A 20,223-nucleotide genomic window follows, 5' to 3' on the forward strand; every position below is an offset into this window, starting at 1 on the left:
ACATGCTCACCAGCAGTAAGCGAACGCTGCGGCCCGTCTCGATGGTCTCGGCTGCTCTCGGCCTACTGCTCGTAGGCATCGCCGCAACTCCCGCCCATGCCGAGTCGGTTCGAGCCCAGCAATGGCACCTGGACGCCATGCATGCCGAAGAGATGTGGAAGGTCAGCACCGGCCGAGGCATCACGGTCGCCGTCATCGACACCGGCGTCGACAGTTCTTTGGCCGATCTCAAAGGTCAAGTCCTGGACGGAAAGGACTATTCAGGCCTGGACGGTGATGAACACACCGATGTTGACGGGCATGGCACAAGCATGGCCGCGCTCATCGCTGCTACTGGTGGCCGGGGAAGCCTTAATGGCTCTTACGGCCTCGCACCGGGCGCCAAGATCCTCCCCATCCGCCTGGCTCTCAACAACGGCATCAGTTTCGACAACTACCAATCCGGAGCCAAGTACGCCGCACAAGTGGCTACGTCGATCCGATTCGCAGCGGACTCCGAGGCCCAGATCATCAACATCTCCGGAGGAAGTTTCAAAAAGGAGGCCGATACACCAGGCCTCGCCTCCGCCGTCAAATATGCCCTCCAAAAGGGAAAGTTGATTTTCGCCGCTGCCGGAAACGAAGGCGACCAGGCCAATCTGCCCGGTTATCCAGCGTCCGTCCCCGGCGTGGTGGCAGTGGGAGCGATCAACGAAAAGGTTCAGCGGAGCACCTTCTCGGAGTGGGGGCCCCAGATCGACGTCACAGCCCCCGGCGAGAACATGTACCACGCATGCGCGGGCGGCACTGAGATCTGTAAGTCCGAGGGAACCAGTGACGCCACGGCCATCGCTTCCGCGTCCGCTGCACTCATCTGGTCGAAGCACCCGGACTGGTCGAACAACCAGGTCCTGCGTGTGCTGATCAACACGATGAAGGGCAACGAAGAAGGATGGACCCACAACGACTCGTTCGGCTACGGCGTCGTCCGCCCACGCGTCGCGCTCAAGAATCCTGGCGACCCGGGGCCTGCCGACGAGTACCCGCTGCCCGATCTGGCTGCGGCGGCTTCCGCTTCCCCGTCCCCGGAGGACTCGAAGCCCAGTAGTGCGTCCGGCAAGAATCAAAAGGGCAAGGCCAGTGAGGCAGCATCCGGCTCTTCGGCCTCAGGTGAAGACAACGCATCTGTCGTGCTCGTGGCAGGCATCAGCGCTGCGATTCTCCTCAGCGCCGCGATCGCCGTCGTCGTGATCCGCGCGCGTGGCCGACGCCGTGCCCACACAGCTGCGCTTCCGCCGTCGACATATCCACCGCAGCAACTGCCCTCCCCTGCATCACCGCAGGGCCCATACACATCTGGCGCTTTCCATCAGCCGCCTCCTGGTCATCCACAGCCAGGTAATACCTACAACTCGGATCACTCCGCCTAGCCAAGCAGCAGCCGCCCGGGCAGCGAGGGGACTATGTCATTCGAAGACGCGTGGGCCGCAGCCCGTTCGGGGGCGGCAGCCAAGGTCAGCATCCAGCTGAACTCCGTTCCCACCGACAGCGGAGGAAGCGTACCCCCGGGAAAGAGGCTTGTTGTCACTTCAGGTCTTCTGAACGAGCGAGCCAATAAAGCGGATCTCGTCCGCGAGGACTTCGTGAAGGCTGATAACTCCACGATGAAGGAGACCGATCAGGTCAGCTCCAGCCTGAAGGGATTCAAGTCGGCGTCAGCGTTCTCCGTGTTCGCGACCAGGTGGCGCGGACAGATGAAGTACGTCGAGGGCCTTCTACAGAATGGCGTCGCCGGAGCTTTGCGTGCCACAGCCCAGGATTTCGCGGCTCGCGAAGCGAAAGAGAAGGCACGTCACAGCGAAAAGCAAGACGACCTCAAGTAGTACCCCCAGAGGGATCAGACGGAATGCTGAACTATCAGACACTGATCGAAGCCAACTTTTCGGAACTTTCTGAAGCGGTAGCAAGGTGGAAGAAGCTACCCGAAAGCTTCAAGACTGTGAGCGGGCGCTACGCCAGTACCGTGGAAAAGGATCTCGAAGGTTCCGACTGGGAGGGCGAGGCAGCCACTGCCGCCGTAAAGCAACTTAAACAGGTCGAGCAGCAGATCAATTCCGCAGCCGATGAAGCACAGGATATCTTCAAGCTTCTCGACAACGCCCACGAAATCTTTACTCAGGCCCAGTCCAAGCTGAAATCCCTCAAGCACGACATCGAGTCGGACAAGTATCTTTCGATCAAACCAACCGGCGAAGTCTACTTCGACCCGCCAGAGGACACCCCTACCGAACACATTGCCGCGTTGAACAAGGGATATCAAGAAACTCTGCAGGCGTACAGGGCAAGCATCCAGGGACATTTGGCCGCCGCCCAGGAAGCGGACGAAGCCTTGCACTGGGCACTGAACCAAGACCACAACGGACGCGAGAGCGGGTTCGACTCCGACTATTACCACAGCATCGCTGACGCCAAGAAAGGCCGCGAACAGGCCGAGAAGGACCTCAAGGAGCTCAAGAAACTGACGGACAGCAAGAGCGAGTTGGCTCTCGCCGGTGCCTATGATTCGGTTGATCCAGCCACTCTTCGAAGGATTGACACTCTCCTCAAGCGCCACGAAGGCGATCCTTACTTCACCGAGAAGTTCGCTACAGGTTTGGGCGGCAAGGGCACCATTGAACTCTGGACGCGTATTGCCGATCGCCAGCAGACAGGCGGCGAACAGACCAAGGCATCAGCCGCGATTCAGAAGTCCCTGAGTTACACCCTGGCCACCGCTTCTCACTCCGACAGCAGCGCGATGGAGAAGTGGAAGAAGGATGTCATCGCCCTTGGCGACAAGCAGGTCGAGTACACCGCCTGGGGTACCGCAACGGAGCAAAAAGGCCCGTACGGCTTTCAGGTCATGAGCAGCCTCATGCACTATGGAACATACGACAAGGACTTCCTCAACGATTACGGCCACGAGCTCTTCTCCTACGAGAAGAGTCACAAGGAGAAGCCAGAGGATCTTTGGCGTGCCGAAAATGACGAATTTCCCAACCTGAACTTTGGCCCTGGAAGCGACTACGGCCAGGATCCAGTGTCCGGCTACATGGAGGCACTCGGACACAACCCGGAGGCGGCAAAGGAGCTCTTCTATTCAAAGGGCTGGGATGCGGATGACAAGGTTGACCCTGACCTCAAGTACCTCATGAGTGACCGGGAGTGGCCAAACGCCAATCCTTTCGCCAAGAACAACCGCGGATACGGATATGACGAGCTCGGCCATGCCCTTGAGGCCGCGACGCTCGGAATTCCTTACGATCAGCCAGGCCTAGGGTTGAACCGCGACAACACAACAGCCAACATCATGGAACAGGTCACTCGAATCGTCTCCGGCGAAGAAGGGTTCATCAAAGACAAACCCGGCATCGGGAACAGCTTGGCCAAAATGGGGGCCGGCTATATCGATGACCTGGATTGGTCAATGTCCAACTTCGGCGACACTCAAGACGGCCAAGCCCGTCGCGACGATGCCTTCAACCACCGCGGCGACGGCCACATCAACCTGGCTCACAACACCGCATTGGGGTTCCTGTCCGAGCTCGGCACATACGCTGGATCTTACGAGATCATTTCGGCAGCTCAGCAGGAATACACGATCGGAGCCCTCAAATCTCACCCGGAGCCCAACGAATCACTCGCGCTCGCCATCGAGACGGGTTCAAAGGTTCATGGGGCGCTGGACCAGGCTCGGCTCACCGATATCAACAGCACATACAAACAGGGTACTGATGATTACAGTGATGCGCTGGCTGACGCATGCGAGTGGAAGAAGCACGGTGTAAGCCAGCTCATCGGCACCGGAGTCGCTTTGGCGGTGTTGCCCTTCGGTGGCCCTGCCGCTGCGACAGGTGCCGCAGCTGTCGCGCAGTTCGTGGTTCCCACTTTGATTGAGAGTGGGGGCGCCACTCTTGAGACAAGCATGGGACTCGACATTGACCAGCAGGTTCGAGACCAGGAAGACGCCTACAACGACAAGATGGACAAAGAGGAGGCCATGACGAAGGACAAGTTCGCCGCACTGGGATACAGCAGGGTCACAAGTCCACTTGAGGCATACATCGCCGTTCATCCTGAACTTGAGGATTCCGCCTGGCACAACAGCGTCAAGCAGCGCGTTCAGTCCGGATACGTCTGGGGCGACACCGAGTCCGACCAAGTCGACGTCGACTAGGAGCGATTGGAAGAAGACGTGCGTGATGCAATGACCTTTCACCATCCAGTCAAGTCGACACCATTTTTCCTGGTTTCCTGCCTGGCCTTCTTCGCGGTGAGCTGCACCAGCAGCAGTGAATCCACTGATGCTTCATCTCAGAATCTGATATCTCTCAGCGAGGCCTGCGATGGAATCTTCAAGAAGGGGATCGTCACAGATATCGAAGAGACCGCCCGAGGGAAAAGCCTGAAAGATGGGGTTGAGCCGAGCGGGGGGGATGACAGACAACTGGCTGAAGCGGTTCGGTCACTCAATGAGGGAACGGCCGTGGGCTCTGAGGAGACTTGTCGTGTCGACGGGGAGTCAGGAGGGGAAGCCGAACTGATTGTTCAATTTGCTTGGCAATCCGGAAGCTTCCCGTCCAGTGATGCCCAACCCGGAACTCTCGCTGTCTACGATTCGAGCAACCACACCCATGCGCTCATCATCGATTGCCGGCGCAGCGACCTCTTTCCCTCCAAGACAGACCGGAGGGTCCTGCGCGCGTCACTCGTTGATCGGGTCGGTCTGAACTCCAACTCTGCCGCCAAGATCCTTATCGCTTCGGCGAAAAAGGTGACGAGCTCCCTCGACTGCGAAGAGGAAATCAAGTTCCCCACCCCACCTGAGATCGTCTCCGGCCTCAAGTAGCCGACAGGGGAGACAACGGACCTTCCCGTCGCCTCCCCTCGACCTTGGTCTCAGCCGCCCAGCCGCCGCAGGCGGTTGGCGGCGTCCAGGTCTGTGCTCTGGTAGCCGACTACGGAATCGTCCAGGAGTTGGGCGATGTAGCGGAGCTTGTCCGTCATTTCTGTCATCTGCTTGTCGTTCTGCGTCTGGATGTCGTGGTAGGCGGTCTTCGCCTCGCCCTCCCACGTCTCGGCGACCCTCTTCACCTTGGTCATGAGGGTTTCGAGGCCGTCCTGCAGGATCTTGGCGGTCTCGCGGACGTCGAACGCCGCCCCTTGAACCGTGGCGTATGTGATCGCTGTGCGGTCGGAATTGGTGCTCATCGTCGGTCCTTCTCGGTGGCTCGGTCGCTCTGGCTCAGGCGAGGCTGGTGATGCTGCTGGAGTACGGCTGCACCGCGGCCTGGGACTCCTGGGAGTCGTCCACCTTGCGGATCGCGGAGATGCGGTCCTGCTCGAAGTCCTCGAACGAGCCGACCGCCATCCTCATCACTTCCTCCAGGTCGACGAGGTTGTCCTGGAGGGTCCTGAGGTTCGCGTTCACCCCTTGCTGGGTCCTGTTCATCGTCGCACCCGCGATGCCCTGCCAACCGGCCTGGATGTTGTCCACCACGGTGTTCAGCTTCGACACCCGCGTGCTCACGTCGACGTGAAAATTGCGGATCTCGTTGGCCAGGGAGATGAGTTCCTGGTCTTCTTTGCTCAGACCCTTGCCGTTACCGCTCACAGGTCTTCCACCCTCCTCTTGATGTCAGGCGGGCAAGATTCACTGTGATCGGCGCGCGCCGCGCGGTCACAGCGTTACGCCGCCCCCGTGCCGTATCACTCGGGTGATACCTCAGGCCACTCTAGTCACTCGAAGTGACGCTTCCAACTGCAAAGCAGTAACGGGGCAGTTCAGGTGACGGTGAGAGGGCTTCGTGCGGTGCCCGTTCGCTGTCTGCTTTGCCTCCTATTTGCCTCCTACGCGGTGTCCCGCCCCAAGTAATGTGAGCCCGTAGCTCGTTCGTACGTCGGGAAGGGACCGTTCCGTCATGGCCGATGCGCTGGACAGGGATGTCGAGAAGGAACTCAAGGAACGCAAAGAGCGTGAGAAGGACGAGCTGTACGCGCTCGACATCTCCGGGGTCGAGTGGCTGAGCGCGCCGGGTACCGAGGAGCACGAGGAGCGGGTCGAGATCGCGTATCTGCCCGGGGGCGCGGTGGCCATGAGGTCCTCGCTGGACCCGGACACCGTGCTGCGGTACACCGATGCGGAGTGGCGGGCCTTCGTACTGGGGGCGCGCGACGGGGAGTTCGATCTGGAGCCCGCGCCCCACAACGGCGGCCTGGAGGCCGACGCCCAGTAGGGCACCGGTTCCAAAGCGTGGGTCCGGGGCTCCGGCCCTGGACCCGTGGGGCTCATCCGCCCCTTCGTACGCTCTCCACTCCCACCACCAGCCACTTCCACTCCTTCTCCTTGCCGTTGTCCGGGCCCGTCGCCACCTTGGTGCCGAAGAAGAGGCGGCCGTTCTGGACGACGAAGTCGGCTGCCGCCGGGCTCGTCAGGACGACCGCCTCCGTGGGGAGGCCGAAGTAGTAGTACGGGGTCTCCTCACCCGTACGGGGGTCGAGGCTGACCAGGGCGTACGGTCTGATGTTGTCCGTGCTCACGCGGACCGCGAGGAGCTGGTCGCCGCTCATGCGCAGGGGATACAGGAGCTGGTTGCGGCCCGACTCGAACTTCTTGGTCGTCTTTCCCGTCTTCACGTCGAAGCCGATGATCCAGTTGGCGTTGTCCTCGGCGGTCTGGTTCTCGTCCTCACGGCTCACCAGGAAGACCTGGCCGTCGCCGACCACCACTGACGGGCAGTAGTCGATCGCGTTGTAGTTGATCTGGTCTGCGCACTCCGCCAGGTAGTTGCCGCCTTCGAGGCGGATCGTGGCGCGGTACTTGCCGTTCTCGTCGAGCGTGATCAGGTCGGTGATATCGACGTCGCCGGCCGCGACTGCCAGGACGGCCGGCTCGCTGGACACCAGGTAGACGTTCCCGACGCCCTTGGAGACGTCGTAGGTCCACTCCACCTTGCCGGTGCGTGGGTCGACCTTCCGGATCCGGAAGGTGTCGTCGGTGGTCGTCTTGTTGAAGCAGGTGTCGCGAATCAGCAGGGCCTGGTCTCCGGCGCTGCCCGTGTCCCTGCAGTCGTCCGTACGTGGGCTCTTCCAGAGCACCTTGCCCGAGTCCATGTCGTATGCGCTCGAGCCTTTGCCCCAGGTCACGGCCACGGTCCCGCGGGTCATGGTGACGTTCGGCAGGGTCTCGGCGTAGGAGGGTGTGCCGGTCGTGGGGAGGGTGGCCTGCCAGAGCTTCTTGCCGGTGTCGAGGTCGACGAACGCCACGTGGTCGCACAGGGCCTTCTCCTCGGTGCTCGCCCTGTACGCCACCGCCGTACGGCCGTCGACCGTCACGTGACGCGTCGTGCCGCAGATCGGGCCGTCCAGCCGGACGCTCCACACCTCGTCGCCCACGGCCACGTCCTTGCCGATCTCGAAGCCGACGAGCGTGCGGTTGATGCCCTTGGCGAGGATCTTGTCCGTCGCCCACATGCCCGGCATCTCGTAGTGCTCGCTCGGGCTCATGTCGTCCTCGGAGAAGCGGAACGCCATGCGTCCGGCCTCGGTCGCCGGGCGTTTCTCGACCGTCTGCCGGATGTCGTCGGGGCTCTGCGGAGCCGTGGACGGCTTGCCGGCCGTGGGTGCGGTGTCGTCCGCCGTGTACGCCAGCAGTGCGGCGGTCACCGCCAGCGCGCCGACCACCGTCGCGGCCACCGCTCCCAGCAGCCTCGTACGGCGTCGCCTGCGTGCCTTCTCCGCCGCGGTCGCGGACTCGGTGTACGGGGAGGCGGGCGGGCCGAAGCTCACGCGAGGGTGTCCTTTCCGGTGCGGCGGCGCCGGTCGCGCAGGACGACGGCCGTGCCGCCGATGACCGTGACCAGGGCCGCGGTGATGCCGAGGGCGTACGTGGCGTAGCGCTCGTCGCGTTCCTCGGGGGTCTCGGCGAGCGAGAAGCGGGCCGTGTCGGGGGCCGGGGCCCTGGACACACCGGGGTCGGGGGTCGGGGAGGAAGGGGGGTCGGCGATGTCGGATTCCTGGACCGCGCGGACCGGGTCGACGACGCCCCAGCCCACGAAGTTGTCGCGGCCGTTCACCGAGCGTTCCGCCGTCTGTTCGATCTGGGTGACGATCTGGGCGGGCGTCCAGTCCTTGTGCTTCTCCTTCAGCAGGGCCGCCACGCCCGCGACGAACGGGGCCGAGAAGCTCGTGCCGTTGTCCGTGCACTGGCCGTCGTCGGGGACCGTGGACACGATGTCGACGCCGGGGGCCGCCACGTCCACGGACTCGCCCGCCTGCGAGAAGGGCGCGCGTTCGTTGTTGCGGTCCGAGGAGGCCACGGCGAGGACGCCGGGGAAGGACGCCGGGTAGGTGTTCTTCACCTCGCCGTCCAGCCCGTCGTTGCCGGCGGAGGCGACCACGACGACCTTCGCGGCGAGGGCGTTACGGACCGCCGTGGCGAGCTTGGATGTGGCCGACAGCGGCTTCGTCGTGTCCTGGGAGATGTTGATGACGTCGGCGTCCTGGTCGACCGCGTAGGTGATCGCCGCCGCCATGGAGTCCGAGTCGCCGCTGTTCTCGGCGTCGTTCTGGCGGATCGGGATGATCGTGGCGTTGGGCGCGAGGCCCACGAAGCCCGTTCCCTTGTGGGGGCGGGCCGCGATGATGCCGGCGACCTTCGTGCCGTGTCCCACCCGGTCGTTGGTGGGGTCGGCGGCCTTGCCCTTGGCGAGGTAGTCACGGCCGGCCGCCTTGTCGACCGCCTTCGACAGCTGCGGGTTCTTGTCGTCGACGCCGGTGTCGATGACCGCGACCCGGATGCCCTTGCCCTTGTCGGTGCCCTGCCACAGCTCGTCGAGCAGGACGCGCTGCAGGGCCCAGGGGCGGCCCTTGATCTGTTTGGCGGGGAAGGTGCACTCGCCGCTGCCGTCGAGCCGCACGCGCGCGTGGAGGGCATCGGGCCGCACGCGCGCGCGGACGTCGTTCAACGGCAGGCGCGCGTGGGCATGCTCCGGCCGCTCCGCGCGCGCGTGGGCCGCGGGTACGGCGGCTGTGGTCGGGGTCGTGGCCAGCACGGTCAGGGTCAGCGCCGCTGCCAGCAGGGTTGTCTTGTTCGGCGACACCGGTACGTCGCTCCCGTCCTTCTCTTCTGTCGACGTCGAGGCCGTCGCGGTCACGAACCCTGCGGCTGCCGGGCGCTGTTGGTGTCCAGGCGCGGCCCCTTGGCCAGGAACTCCGACCACACCAGCGGCACCTTGGCGGGCCTGACGTTCTCGTAGCCGAGCTTGACCTGGGCCTCGCTTGGCTCCGGTGTGCCGTCCGTCGTCTTCTTCTTGCCGTCGGTGCCGATGTCCGAGCGGTCGCTGTCGCTGTCGCCGTTCGCCTGGACCGCGTACCGCAGGCCGGTGTCCGTCACGAGGAAGAGCGATCCTGAGTCGGTGTCGGTGCCCTGGCTCTGCGTGTACAGCAGGCCGGTACCGGGGGTGACGTAGGTACCTGTGCCGCTCGCGGTGATCTCGGCGGGGTACTCGGTGCCCGCCCAGGTGCTGAGGGTCGTGTCGTTGGCCCCGTCCACGTCGCGCAGGACGCTGCACACGGTGTCGCGGCCCGAGTCGGCGGAGGCGGAGTTGACCATCGACGGCTTCCGCGCGGGCCACTTGCCGGGCTGGCCGGCGAAGGTCCGGCTGTCGGCGGTGAAGTCCTGGAGGCCGACCTTGACGGCCTGGCTGTTCATGTTCAGCTCGGCCGTCTGCGGGGAGTTGATCAGCAGCCAGGCCGTGAACTGCGAGATCGGCTGCACCTTGCCGGGCAGCACGACGTACGACTTCGTGCCCTCGCCCGTCTCCGTCTCGAGCACCATGCCGACGCGGTTCTCGCTCTCCGAGAGCTGTCCCTGGACGTCGGCCGGGTCGCCTACGCCGGAGGGGAGTTCGGGGAACCCGATCGGGTCACCCTTGTGCAGCGTCGCGAGCCACTCCTTGGTGACGAGCTGCGGCTGCCGGGTGCTGCCCACGAGCGCTTCCACCAGCTTGTCGGTGTCCTGTTCGGTCGCCTGGTCGGCCACGGGGTACGCGGTCCCCCGGGCATCGACCAGATACCGGTCCCCGGCCCGCGTCCTGACGTAGAGCACCTCGCCGTCGGTCAGGCGGCCGGCGCCCTCCGTCTTCTTCGCGTCCCGGTCGGCGAGGACGAACGTCGCCTCCTGGACGGTGCTGCCCTTGCCGCCGGGCTGTTCGCACACCGCCCAGCGCTTGGCCTTGCCGGCGTCGTCGGCGGTGGGCAGGCGGTCGGGGGCGTACGGAATGCCGAGGATCGGGCCCCGGGGCGGCTTGCCCGCGTCGAGGATCTTGTCGCTGACCTGGATGACCTGGTAGTCGGCGCCGTTCATCAGCAGACGGGCGGAGGCGAGGTTGAGGACGGGGTGGAGTCGTGCGGTCTTGCCGGTCTTGAGGACGACGTAACGCGTCGTCGACTGCTTGCCGACGATGACCCGGGTGCCGGGCTGGGCCCAGTCCTTGGGCGCGGACGGCTGGAACATGCCCCAGGCGCCGAAGACTCCGAGCACCAGGGCGCCCGCGATCAGGCTCGGCACCACGGCCCGCAGCGGCTTCGGGGCACCCTCCTCGGAGCCCCAGGGGGACGGCTGGAGGAAGGCTGCGAGGGTGCGCCGCTTCGCGAACGTGTAGGCGTTGAGTTCGTCCCGCCGTGATGCCATGAGTGTCTGTTTCTCCCCGTACCGCGCCCCGGGGGCCAGAGTCCCCCGCCCTCCGTTGTCAGACCGGCCCCCTACTATGCCTGTTGAGCCTTTGCGCGTGTGGGGCGGGTAGGGTGCCTTCCGCGTCGGGGCCGCTGTCGAGTGGGCCGCTGGGCCGATTCAGGTGACTACGGGGGGTTTGCAGCAATGGCTTCCGCAAGCCGGACGCGATCGCGGTCGCTGTCGCGCACAGAAGCGTCCGCTTCGCACGCCTCGTCCGCGCCCGCGACGGCCCCCGCTCCCGGCTCGTCCGATTCGCTCACGACGACACCCCCGGGTCCGGCCACTCTTCATCTCACGGGCGGCTCCGGGCACTTCGGGGCATTCCGGTTGCAGCAGCTGTTCCTCGTGGAGGCGGCCGCTGCCGTGCTGCTGGTCGGCTGGGCCGTCCATCCCCTCGCGCTCGTCCCGGCCGCGGTCGTGGCCACAGCGCTCGTGCTCCTCGCGGTCGTACGTCGTCGGGGGCGGTCGCTGCCCGAATGGCTGGCCACCGCACGCGCGTTGAAGGCGCGGCAGCGGAGGGCGGCCAGTACTCCGATACGGCCGGGGACCGAGCCGGGGCTGGCTCCGGCGGTGGAGTGCGATCCGAGTCTGCGGACTTACGCGTACGGCGGGCGGAACCGGCGGCCGGTCGGGATCATCGGGGACGGGACGTTCGTGACGGCCGTGTTGCAGGTCGAGGCGGACGCCACGGCGTTGCGGGCGGAGCGGAGCCGGCAGCCGTTGCCGCTCGGGCTGGTGCGGGACGCGCTGGAGGTGGACGGGATCCGGCTGGAGAGCGCGCAGGTCGTCCTGCACACCCAGCCCGCGCCCGCGATACAGCTGCCCCAGCAGTCGGTGGCCGTCAGCAACTACGCGCCGTTGCAGGCCCAGACCGGGGCGCCGGCCGTCAGGATCACCTGGATCGCGTTGAAGCTCGACCCCGAGCTGTGCCCGGAGGCGGTGGCCGCGCGTGGCGGTGGTCTTCTCGGGGCGCAGAAGTGCGTGGTGCGGGTCGCGGACCATCTGGCCAGTCGGCTCACGGGCGCCGGGTTCCGGACGACCGTGCTCGACGAGGAGGAGCTGACGGCCGCCGTGGCCACCTCCGCCTGTGCCAATCCACTGGTGACGGCCGAGGCGGGGCGTACGGACACTCCGCAGCGCAGGACCGAGGAGTCCGGGCGGAGCTGGCGGTGCGACAACCGCCGGCACACGACGTACTGGGTGCGCAGGTGGCCGCAGTTGGGCGGCGACCGGGGGGCCTCGCTGCCGCAACTGGTGGGCTCGCTCACGGCCGTGCCCGCGCTCGCGACCACCTTCAGTCTGACCATGGCGCGCGGGGAGCGGCAGGAGGTGACGCTCACCGGCCATCTGCGGGTGACGGGGCGCGGCGACGAGGAACTCGTCGCCGCGCGCCGCGCGTTGGAGCACGCGGCCCGGCAGGCCGGGGCCGGTCTCGCGCGCCTCGACCGCGAGCAGCTGCCGGGCGTGCTCGCCACGCTGCCTCTGGGGGGTGTTCGGTGATGGCCGTGACCACGACGGGTACGGCGGGTGTTCCGGGTACGCCGGATCCCGCTACGGGGCACGGTGGCGCCGGTGGCTTCGGTTCCGGTGAGCCGGGGCCGGGGGTCGGTGCGCGGGTGCGGGAGCGGATCCGGGCCGGGTTCGGGCTCGTCGGGCCCAGGCACGGGCGGCACGCGTTGTCGCTGGAACAGGTGGACTCGCTGGCGCTGCCCATCGGTGACGACGGGGTCGTCATAGGGGTGGACGCCGAGGGCCAGCCCGCCGTACTGGGCATCAACCGGCCGACCCCGTACGACGTCGTCCTCATCGGTGGCCTGTGGACCGCCCAGGTGCTGGCGCTGCGCGCGGCGGCGACGGGGGCGCGGGTCGCCGTGGAGACCGGGCGGGCGCAGGCCTGGATGCAGATGGTGCACGCCATGGGCGGCGGGCAGAACGGCATGGCGGTGTACGACGTGGGACGGGTGCCGCCGCAGGGCGCGTCGGCCGGCGGTCCCGTGCTGGTCGTGCGCGACTGCGGGATGCGGCCGCCGCGTGGGCGGGTCGTGGCCGGGCCCTGGCAGTCGGTGCTGACACTGCTGCCGTACCTCAGTCCGGTGGCTCCTCGGTTGATCCGGCAGGCACGGCTCGTCGGTGTGCAGCGGGTCTCGCCGGACGAGGCTGCGGAGTTGGGGCGCGCGATGGCGCTGCCGCGGGGGGATGTGGACTCGCTGCCCACGCTGGCCGACGGTGTCACCCTGTGGTGTGCCGACCGTGATCGGCAGTATGTGATGACGCAACCGACCGACGCGGAGATCGGGTTGCTGGGTACGCCTCGACGGATGGACTGAGGCGGCGCGTTTCGACGGCCCTCGCCCCGTTTCCCTTTGGGGTACTTGTGAGGGATTCAGGACGCTTCCAGGACGCTTCCCCCCTTCTCCTGTTCGGGGCGTTCACCGGTAATGGCGGTTTTGTTCACCACTGTTGAGGGTGCCCGCGTCGCTTCCGGGCATGGTGTGACCAAGTGGGCGGGTGCGGAGGTGCGGGCGCGCCTGCCGTGGTGGCGCTTGTGGTGATTAGGCTGGGACCGGGGCGCCTGTGGGCGTACCCGGATGGCACACAACGACACGACGACACAGATCGAGCGACAAGAACGGTCGGCCCCGGCACGGCTTCAAGGGTGCTCGACCACACCAGGAGGAATTGTGAACAGCGATCGGGACGGGATCCGCGGGGGCTGGGCCACGCCCGGCGATGACCAGTCCGACGCGGAGTCCGCCATCGAGACGACGGGCGAGTTCACCATCGACTACGCGCCGCCTGCCTGGTACACGCAGAACGCGTCGGCGGGGTCGGGTTCCGGTGAGGGGTCCGGTGCCGGAGCGGGTGGCGGGGCGGGTGCCGGAGCGGCCACGCCGCCTCCGCCCGGGCCGCCGGCCGGTCCTCCTGTCAACGTGTCGAACGCGGCGCCGGGAGGCGGTTTCCCGCCCGCCGCCGCCTGGCCTCCGCCGGCCGCCCCGATCACCGCGGCTCAGTCCGGCGGTGGAGACATCGGGGACAGCGGAGACATCGAGAGTGGCGCGACCATGCGGATCTCCGCCACGGCGTTGAAGCGGGAGATCGCGGACTCGGCCGCTGTGCAGGCGGCGCAGACCGCGCAAGCCGCGCAGGCAGCGCAAGCCGCGCAGGCCGCACCGGGGGAGACTTCGGCTGCCGGTGCCGGTGCTGCTGGGGCCGAGGGTGCTGTCCCTGCCGCTGGTGAAGCGGCTGCCGCCGCGCCTGAGGCGGGCGACCAGAAGCCGGGGAGCGCTGCCGCGTCCGGTGACAGTGCCGCTTCGGAGGAGGTGGCTGCGCCCGCTGACGCTCAGGCTCCGGCTGAGGCGCGGGTCGACCCCTCCGCCGGTGCGAGCGCCGAGGGTGCCGTGCAGCCTGCTGATCTCGCCTCGGCTGGCACGGTGGAGGCGGAGGAGGCCGAGGACGCGGACGTCCAGGACGGTCAGGGCGGTCAGGGCGGTCAGGGCGGTCAGGGCGGTCAGGAGAGCGCGGGCGTCGGTGCGGCTCCGGCAGTCGCCGAGGCATCCGACTCCACCGTTTCGGACGGTTCTGCCGTTTCGGGCGGTTCTGCCGGTTCCGACGGTTCTGCCGGTGCCAAGAGTCCTGCCGATGCCGCTGTTTCCGCCACTCCCGCCGTTGCCGGCGCTCCCGCCGCTCCCGCTACTCCCGCTACTCCCGCTACTCCCGCCGCCGAAGCCGTTGCCGCCGAGGGCGCACAGACCAGCGATCCCACGGCCCCGGCTGCCGCCGCAGAGGCGGAGGCCGAGCCGCAGAACGCCGTGGCTCAGGAAGGCCCGGCCGGAGACGCCGTGCCCGAGGGTGCCGACCCACGTGCCGACGAGCCGCAGGACGCCGTGCCCGCTACGGGTGTCGCCGGTGGCGTACCGCAGACGCCGCCCGCCTGGGCTCCTCCGCCGGTTCCGCAGGGCGGGCTTCCGCCGTTGCCACCCGCGTACCAGCCCGCCGCGCCCGCTCCGGCGGCGCAGTGGCCCGCGGCCGCACCGGCGGACCCCGAAGCGGTGGCGCAGCCACATCCGACGACGGTCCCCCAGGGGCAGCCGGCGGTTCCCCAGCAGCCGGTCCATCCGCAGGCCCCGCAGCCCGCACCCGCGCCCTGGGGCAACACGCCCCCGGGCACCGCACCGGGTACGCCCGGCACTCCGGCCGCCCCGAACCCCGCCGACCCGCAGGCCACCGCCGGGGCCGCCCCGACCGCGCCCCCGGCCGGTTACGGCTTCCCCCACCCGGGACAGCCCGGTCAGCCCGGCCAACCGGGCCAGCCCGGCATCCCCACGGCTCCCCCGGCCCAGCCCGTCCCCGGCTACGGCTTTCCGCAGCCCGGCGGCGCCCCGATCCCGGCCCAGGGTGGTTACGGCTTCCCGCAGCTCCCGGTCCAACCCGGCACCCCTGGCATGCAGCCTCCGCCGGGCACCCCGAACCCCTCTGGCCAGCAGGGCGGTTACGGCTTCCCCCAGCTCCCGGCCCAGCCCGGCACTCCAGGCACCCCCGGCACCCCGGGCGTCCCCAACCCCAACCCCAACGCCCCCCAGCCCCCCGCTCCCCCGGCGGGCTACGGCTTCCCGCACCCCGGGAACGCCCCGGGAACCCCCGGCGTACCCGGCACCCCCGGCCCACAGACCCCGCCCGGCGCCCCGGTAACTCCCGGCGTCCCGACCCCCCAAAGCGGCTACGGCTTCCCCCAACCCCCAGCTCACCCCGGCACCCCCGGCACCCCCAACCACCCACACCCCGGACAGCCGGGCCAGCCCAACCACCCCGGGCACCCCACCCCCACGGGCCAAGCCGACCAATTCGCCCAGCCCACCCCCGGCACGCACCCCACGCCCGCCGCCCCCATCGACCCCCGAACCGGCGCCGCCTGGCCGCAGCCCCTCCAGCACGACCATCGGCAGCCCACCAACCCGGGTGTCGCGCCGCTCGGTTACACGGCGGCCGTCGAGCTGTCGTCCGACCGGCTGCTCAACAACAAGAAGCAGAAGGCGAAGAGCGGCCGTCCGGGAGCCGGAGGCGGGCTGTTCAAGCTCGGCGGCAAGAAGGAGGAGGCCGAGCGGCAGCGGAAGCTGGAGCTGATCAGGACCCCGGTGCTGTCCTGCTACCGCATCGCCGTCATCAGCCTCAAGGGCGGCGTGGGCAAGACCACGACCACCACCGCCCTCGGCTCGACGCTCGCCACCGAGCGGCAGGACAAGATCCTCGCGATCGACGCCAACCCGGACGCGGGCACGCTCGGCCGCCGGGTCCGGCGCGAGACCGGCGCCACCATCCGTGACCTGGTCCAGGCGATCCCGTACCTCAACTCGTACATGGACATCCGGCGGTTCACCTCGCAGGCGGCCTCCGGGCTGGAGATCATCGCCAACGACGTCGACCCGGCCGTCTCGACGACCTTCAACGACGAGGACTACCGGCGCGCGATCGACGTGCTCGGCAAGCAGTACCCGATCATCCTGACCGACTCGGGCACGGGTCTGCTCTACAGCGCGATGCGCGGGGTGCTCGACCTCGCCGACCAGCTCATCGTCATCTCGACGCCGTCCGTGGACGGGGCGAGCAGCGCCAGCACGACGCTGGACTGGCTCTCGGCGCACGGGTACCAGGACCTGGTGGCCCGTTCCATCACCGTCATCTCGGGCGTGCGCGAGACCGGCAAGATGATCAAGGTGGAGGACATCGTCTCCCACTTCGAGACGCGCTGCCGCGGCGTCGTCGTCGTGCCCTTCGACGAACACCTGTCCGCCGGTGCGGAGTTGGACCTCGACATGATGCGGCCGAAGGTGCGGGAGGCGTACTTCACGCTGGCCGCCATGGTCGCCGAGGACATCGCCCGGCACCAGCAGTCGCACGGCCTGTGGACCTCGGACGGCAACCCGCCACCGGTGGCCGCCCCCCCGATGCCCGGCCAGCCCATGCCGGGCCAGCCGGTTCCCGGTCAGCCCGTCCCGGGCCAGCCCTACGGCCACCCCGGCCAGCCGTACCCGCAACAGGGCCAGCCGCAGCCGGGCCAGCCGTACGGCTACCCGGGCCAGCCCCCGGCCCCCGGTCAGCCGGTTCCGGGCCAGCCCTACGGTCAGCCCGGCCAACCCGTCCCCGGCCAGCCGTACCCCCCGCAATCTCAGCCCCAGCCCCCGTATGCACATCCCGGCCAGGGCCAGACCCCGCCTCCCCCGCCCCCGCAGCAGCCGTAGACCCACAACGAACAAACGCCCCACCACTCACCCGATCGGTCCCTCTCGGACGACCGATTCCGCGAAGGCCCGCGCCGTTCCGCACGGCGCGGGCCTTCGCGCGTTCCCGCCCCGAAATCCGCCGTCACGCGCTGGCCAGGAGCGCGTCAGAGGTCTCCACCAATGGCCGAAAACCAAACGCCGACTGCCTGTTTCCGCAGGCCACAAGGGGTGCACGCGCCGTTGACGGGTGCGGAGCGCCGCTGGTAGACACTCCTCAACCTGATCAACCCGTCCTTCCCGTGCGAGCGATGACGCGAGGTCACCGACCCAATGGACACCAACGATCAGCACCAGCTCCGTAGCCACCCCCACACCCGAGTCGTCGCCGCCCTCGTCCTCACCGCGGCACTCGCGACCCCGCTCGCCCCGGCGCCCCAACAGGCTGAAGCGGCAGACGGCGGCAAGAACGTGCTGACCGTCGCGGTCGCGCAGAGCGTCGACTCGCTCAGTCCGTTCCTGGCGGTCCGCTTGCTCAGTACGAGCGTTCACCGGCTCCTCTACGAGAACCTGACCAACTACGACCCCAAGGACAACCACGTCGTCCCGGGCCTCGCCACCGCGTGGAAGGCGTCGCCGGACAAACTGACGTGGACGTACACCATCCGCGACGACTCGACGTGGTCGGACGGGCAGCGGGCCACGGCCGAGGACGCGGCCTGGACGTTCACCAGGATGATGACCGACGAGGGCGCGGCGACCGCGAACGGCAGCTTCGTCGGCAACTTCGAGAAGGTCACCGCGCCGAGCCCCACCGAACTGGTCATCCGTCTGAAGAAGCCGCAGGCGACGATGACCGCGCTGGACGTGCCGATCGTGCCGAAGCACGTGTGGGAGAAGGTCGACGACTTCTCGAAGTTCAACAACGACAAGGACTTCCCCCTCGTCGGCAACGGGCCGTTCGTGCTGACCGGGTACAAGGCCGACAGCTACGTCCGGCTGAAGGCCAACAAGAGCTTCTGGCGCGGGGCGCCCAAGTTCGACGAGCTGGTCTTCCGCTACTACAAGGACCAGGACGCCGCCGTCTCCGCGCTGCGCAAGGGCGAGGTGTCCTTCGTGGCCGGCGCCCCCGCCCTGACGCCCGCGCAGGCCGCGTCGCTGAAGGGCGAGAAGAACATCCACGTCAACGACGCCCCCGGCCGCCGTTTCTACGCCCTGGCCACGAACCCCGGCGCGCGCACGAAGGGCGGGAAGAAGTTCGGCGACGGCAACCGCGCGCTGCTCGACCTCCGCGTACGGCACGCCCTGTTCATGGCGGTCGACCGCGAGACCATCGTCGACAAGGTCTTCCAGGGGCACGCGGTGCGGGGCGAGGGGTACATCCCCCCGCGCTTCTCGACGTACTTCTGGAAGCCGTCGGCCGGCCAGGAGCTGGCGTACGACCCGAAGAAGGCGGCCCGACTCCTGGACGAGGCCGGGTATGTGAAGAACGGGGACGGCAGGCGCGTCGGCAAGGACGGCAAGCCGCTGAACCTCCGCATCCTGTGCCACGCCACCGACCCGAACGACAAGGCGGTCAGCAAGTACCTCCAGGAGTGGTGGGGCGACCTGGGCATCGGCCTCACGGTGGACTGCCTCGACAACGTCTCGGACCCCTGGTACGCGGGCGAGTACGACCTGGCGTTCGACGGCTGGTCCGTGAACCCGGACCCGGACTTCGTCCTGTCGATCCACACCTGCGCCGCGCTGCCCGCGAAGGCCGGCGAGTCGGCGGCCACGGACAACTTCATCTGCGACAAGAAGTACGACGAGCTGTACGCGCGGCAGCTCGCCGAGTACGACCCGGCCGAACGGGCGAACATCGTGCGGGAGATGGAGTCACGGCTGTACGACCTCGGGTACATGAACGTCATGGCGTACCCGAACGCGGTCGAGGCCTATCGGACCGACCAGATCGCCTCGATCACCACCATGCCGGAGAAGGCGGGCAACATCTACGGCCAGGACGGCTACTGGAGCTGGTGGTCGGCGGTCCCGGCGGCGGACGCGGTCGAGTCCTCCGACGGCTCGTCCTCGGCGGGCGTGGTCATCGGCGGCGTCGCGGGTGTCGTCCTCCTCCTGGGCGCCGGCGTGTTCCTCGTGCTGCGCCGCCGGGCCACGGCCGACGACCGCGAATGAACGAAGGACCTGCCAGTGACCACTGACGCGACGCGTGCGGCGCCCGTGCCGGAAGCGGCGGCGCGGACCGGCGGCGCCTCGGGCGGCTACGCACGGTACATGGCGGGCAAGGTGGGCGGTGCGGCCGTCTCCCTGCTCGCCGTCCTCGTCACCAGCTTCTTCCTCTTCCGGCTGATCCCGGGCGACCCGGTGAAGTACATGACGGGCGGCCGCCAGGTCTCCGCCGAGCAACTCGCCTCGTACCGGCGGGAGTTCGGCCTCGATCTGCCGCTGTGGCAGCAGTTCGCCGACTACTGCGGCAAGGCGCTGACCGGTGACCTCGGAACCTCGTACCAGTTCCGGGCGCCCGTCCTCGACAAGATCACCGAGGCGCTGCCGAACACGCTCCTGCTCACCGGCACCGCCTTCGTCCTCTACACCGCGCTCGGCATCTTCCTCGGCACCCGCTCGGCCTGGCGGCACGGCGGGCTCGGCGACCGCATCAACACCGGACTGGCGCTGACCCTGTACTCCATCCCGTCGTTCTGGCTCGGGCTGCTGCTGATCATCGTGCTGGCGGTGGGCGTGGGCCCGATCCCGGGGCTGTTCCCGACCGGCGGCATGGAGTCAGGGTCCGAGGAGGGCTTCGCGTACGTCGTCGACGTCGCCCATCACCTCGTCCTGCCGGTGGTGACGCTGGTGGCCGTGGAGTACGGGCAGACCCTGCTGGTCACCCGGTCGGCGCTGCTGGACGAGATGGGCGGCGACTATCTGACGACGGCTCGGGCCAAGGGACTGCGCGACGACCTCGTACGGCGCCGGCACGCCGTGCCCAACGCGCTGCTGCCGACCGTGACGCTGATCTTCATCAACCTGGGCCGGACCGTGGCAGGCGTGATCCTCGTGGAGACCGTGTTCTCCTGGCCGGGCCTCGGCGGGCTGTTCTACCAGGCGCTGAGCGTGCCCGATCTGCCGCTGGTCCAGGGGCTGTTCTTCGTGTTCGCCGCCGCGGTGATCGTGATGAACACGCTGGCCGACCTGATCTATCCGCTGCTCGACCCCAGGGTGGGCCGATGACGACGACGCCGTGCGGGGTGG

The 20,223-nt window shown here is 68.0% G+C and carries 15 protein-coding genes; 10 read left to right on the forward strand and 5 right to left on the reverse strand.

Annotated features, from left to right (window positions below; all coding sequences use genetic code 11):
• Positions 1 to 2 precede the first annotated feature (2 nt).
• The 4 genes from mycP (SGFS_RS18555) to SGFS_RS18570 are packed head-to-tail and all read left to right on the forward strand — an operon-like array spanning position 3 to position 4,867.
• Positions 3 to 1,409: a type VII secretion-associated serine protease mycosin gene (gene mycP, locus SGFS_RS18555; protein WP_286251690.1), complete on the forward strand. Its 1,407-nt coding sequence runs from the start codon at positions 3 to 5 to the stop codon at positions 1,407 to 1,409.
• Positions 1,410 to 1,442: 33 nt separating this feature from the next.
• A complete protein-coding gene (locus SGFS_RS18560; protein WP_286251693.1) occupies positions 1,443 to 1,862 on the forward strand; it encodes a hypothetical protein in 420 nt (139 codons plus the stop codon).
• A 23-nt stretch (positions 1,863 to 1,885) separates the two neighbouring features.
• Entirely contained in the window at positions 1,886 to 4,195 is a 2,310-nt protein-coding gene (locus SGFS_RS18565; RefSeq protein ID WP_286251694.1) for a WXG100 family type VII secretion target, read from the forward strand.
• A gap of 6 nt (positions 4,196 to 4,201) precedes the next feature.
• A complete protein-coding gene (locus SGFS_RS18570; protein WP_286251696.1) occupies positions 4,202 to 4,867 on the forward strand; it encodes a hypothetical protein in 666 nt (221 codons plus the stop codon).
• Between the two features lie 50 nt (positions 4,868 to 4,917).
• On the opposite strand, the gene SGFS_RS18575 is transcribed toward SGFS_RS18570, so the two are convergent.
• Together SGFS_RS18575 and SGFS_RS18580 are read right to left on the reverse strand one after the other, a co-directional pair.
• On the reverse strand, positions 4,918 to 5,229 hold the full coding sequence (locus SGFS_RS18575; protein WP_286251700.1) for a WXG100 family type VII secretion target: 312 nt from the start codon (positions 5,227 to 5,229) through the stop codon (positions 4,918 to 4,920).
• 34 nt (positions 5,230 to 5,263) lie between these two features.
• Complete coding sequence (locus tag SGFS_RS18580; protein WP_286251702.1) at positions 5,264 to 5,632, reverse strand: WXG100 family type VII secretion target; 369 nt, start codon at positions 5,630 to 5,632, stop codon at positions 5,264 to 5,266.
• A 307-nt stretch (positions 5,633 to 5,939) separates the two neighbouring features.
• Between SGFS_RS18580 and SGFS_RS18585 the strand changes: the two genes are divergently transcribed.
• On the forward strand, positions 5,940 to 6,254 hold the full coding sequence (locus tag SGFS_RS18585; RefSeq protein ID WP_286251705.1) for a DUF397 domain-containing protein: 315 nt from the start codon (positions 5,940 to 5,942) through the stop codon (positions 6,252 to 6,254).
• A 52-nt stretch (positions 6,255 to 6,306) separates the two neighbouring features.
• On the opposite strand, the gene SGFS_RS18590 is transcribed toward SGFS_RS18585, so the two are convergent.
• The 3 genes from SGFS_RS18590 to eccB all read right to left on the reverse strand — a co-directional run bounded on the left by SGFS_RS18590 (position 6,307) and on the right by eccB (position 10,711).
• A complete protein-coding gene (locus SGFS_RS18590; RefSeq protein ID WP_286251706.1) occupies positions 6,307 to 7,806 on the reverse strand; it encodes an outer membrane protein assembly factor BamB family protein in 1,500 nt (499 codons plus the stop codon).
• On the reverse strand, positions 7,803 to 8,990 hold the full coding sequence (gene mycP, locus SGFS_RS18595; RefSeq protein WP_286259969.1) for a type VII secretion-associated serine protease mycosin: 1,188 nt from the start codon (positions 8,988 to 8,990) through the stop codon (positions 7,803 to 7,805). Before mycP (SGFS_RS18595) ends, SGFS_RS18590 begins: the two co-directional genes overlap by 4 nt.
• Positions 8,991 to 9,169: 179 nt before the next feature.
• Positions 9,170 to 10,711 carry a type VII secretion protein EccB gene (eccB, locus tag SGFS_RS18600; RefSeq protein WP_286251707.1) on the reverse strand — a complete coding sequence of 514 codons (1,542 nt, stop codon included), beginning with the start codon at positions 10,709 to 10,711 and terminating at the stop codon, positions 9,170 to 9,172.
• Between the two features lie 186 nt (positions 10,712 to 10,897).
• Here eccB and eccE point away from each other — a divergent pair, with 186 nt between their 5' ends.
• The 5 genes from eccE to SGFS_RS18625 all read left to right on the forward strand — a co-directional run bounded on the left by eccE (position 10,898) and on the right by SGFS_RS18625 (position 20,202).
• Entirely contained in the window at positions 10,898 to 12,253 is a 1,356-nt protein-coding gene (gene eccE, locus SGFS_RS18605; RefSeq protein WP_286251708.1) for a type VII secretion protein EccE, read from the forward strand.
• A complete protein-coding gene (locus tag SGFS_RS18610) occupies positions 12,253 to 13,080 on the forward strand; it encodes a hypothetical protein (RefSeq protein WP_286251709.1) in 828 nt (275 codons plus the stop codon). Before eccE ends, SGFS_RS18610 begins: the two co-directional genes overlap by 1 nt.
• A 354-nt stretch (positions 13,081 to 13,434) precedes the next feature.
• Positions 13,435 to 16,989: an SCO5717 family growth-regulating ATPase gene (locus SGFS_RS18615; RefSeq protein ID WP_286251711.1), complete on the forward strand. Its 3,555-nt coding sequence runs from the start codon at positions 13,435 to 13,437 to the stop codon at positions 16,987 to 16,989.
• 312 nt (positions 16,990 to 17,301) lie between these two features.
• Positions 17,302 to 19,146 carry an ABC transporter substrate-binding protein gene (locus SGFS_RS18620; RefSeq protein ID WP_286251713.1) on the forward strand — a complete coding sequence of 615 codons (1,845 nt, stop codon included), beginning with the start codon at positions 17,302 to 17,304 and terminating at the stop codon, positions 19,144 to 19,146.
• Between the two features lie 15 nt (positions 19,147 to 19,161).
• Positions 19,162 to 20,202, forward strand: coding sequence for an ABC transporter permease (locus tag SGFS_RS18625; protein ID WP_434027426.1), 1,041 nt, complete (start codon positions 19,162 to 19,164; stop codon positions 20,200 to 20,202).
• Positions 20,203 to 20,223 lie beyond the last annotated feature (21 nt).

This window comes from Streptomyces graminofaciens (assembly GCF_030294945.1).
GTDB classification, from domain to species: Bacteria; Actinomycetota; Actinomycetes; order Streptomycetales; family Streptomycetaceae; genus Streptomyces; species Streptomyces graminofaciens.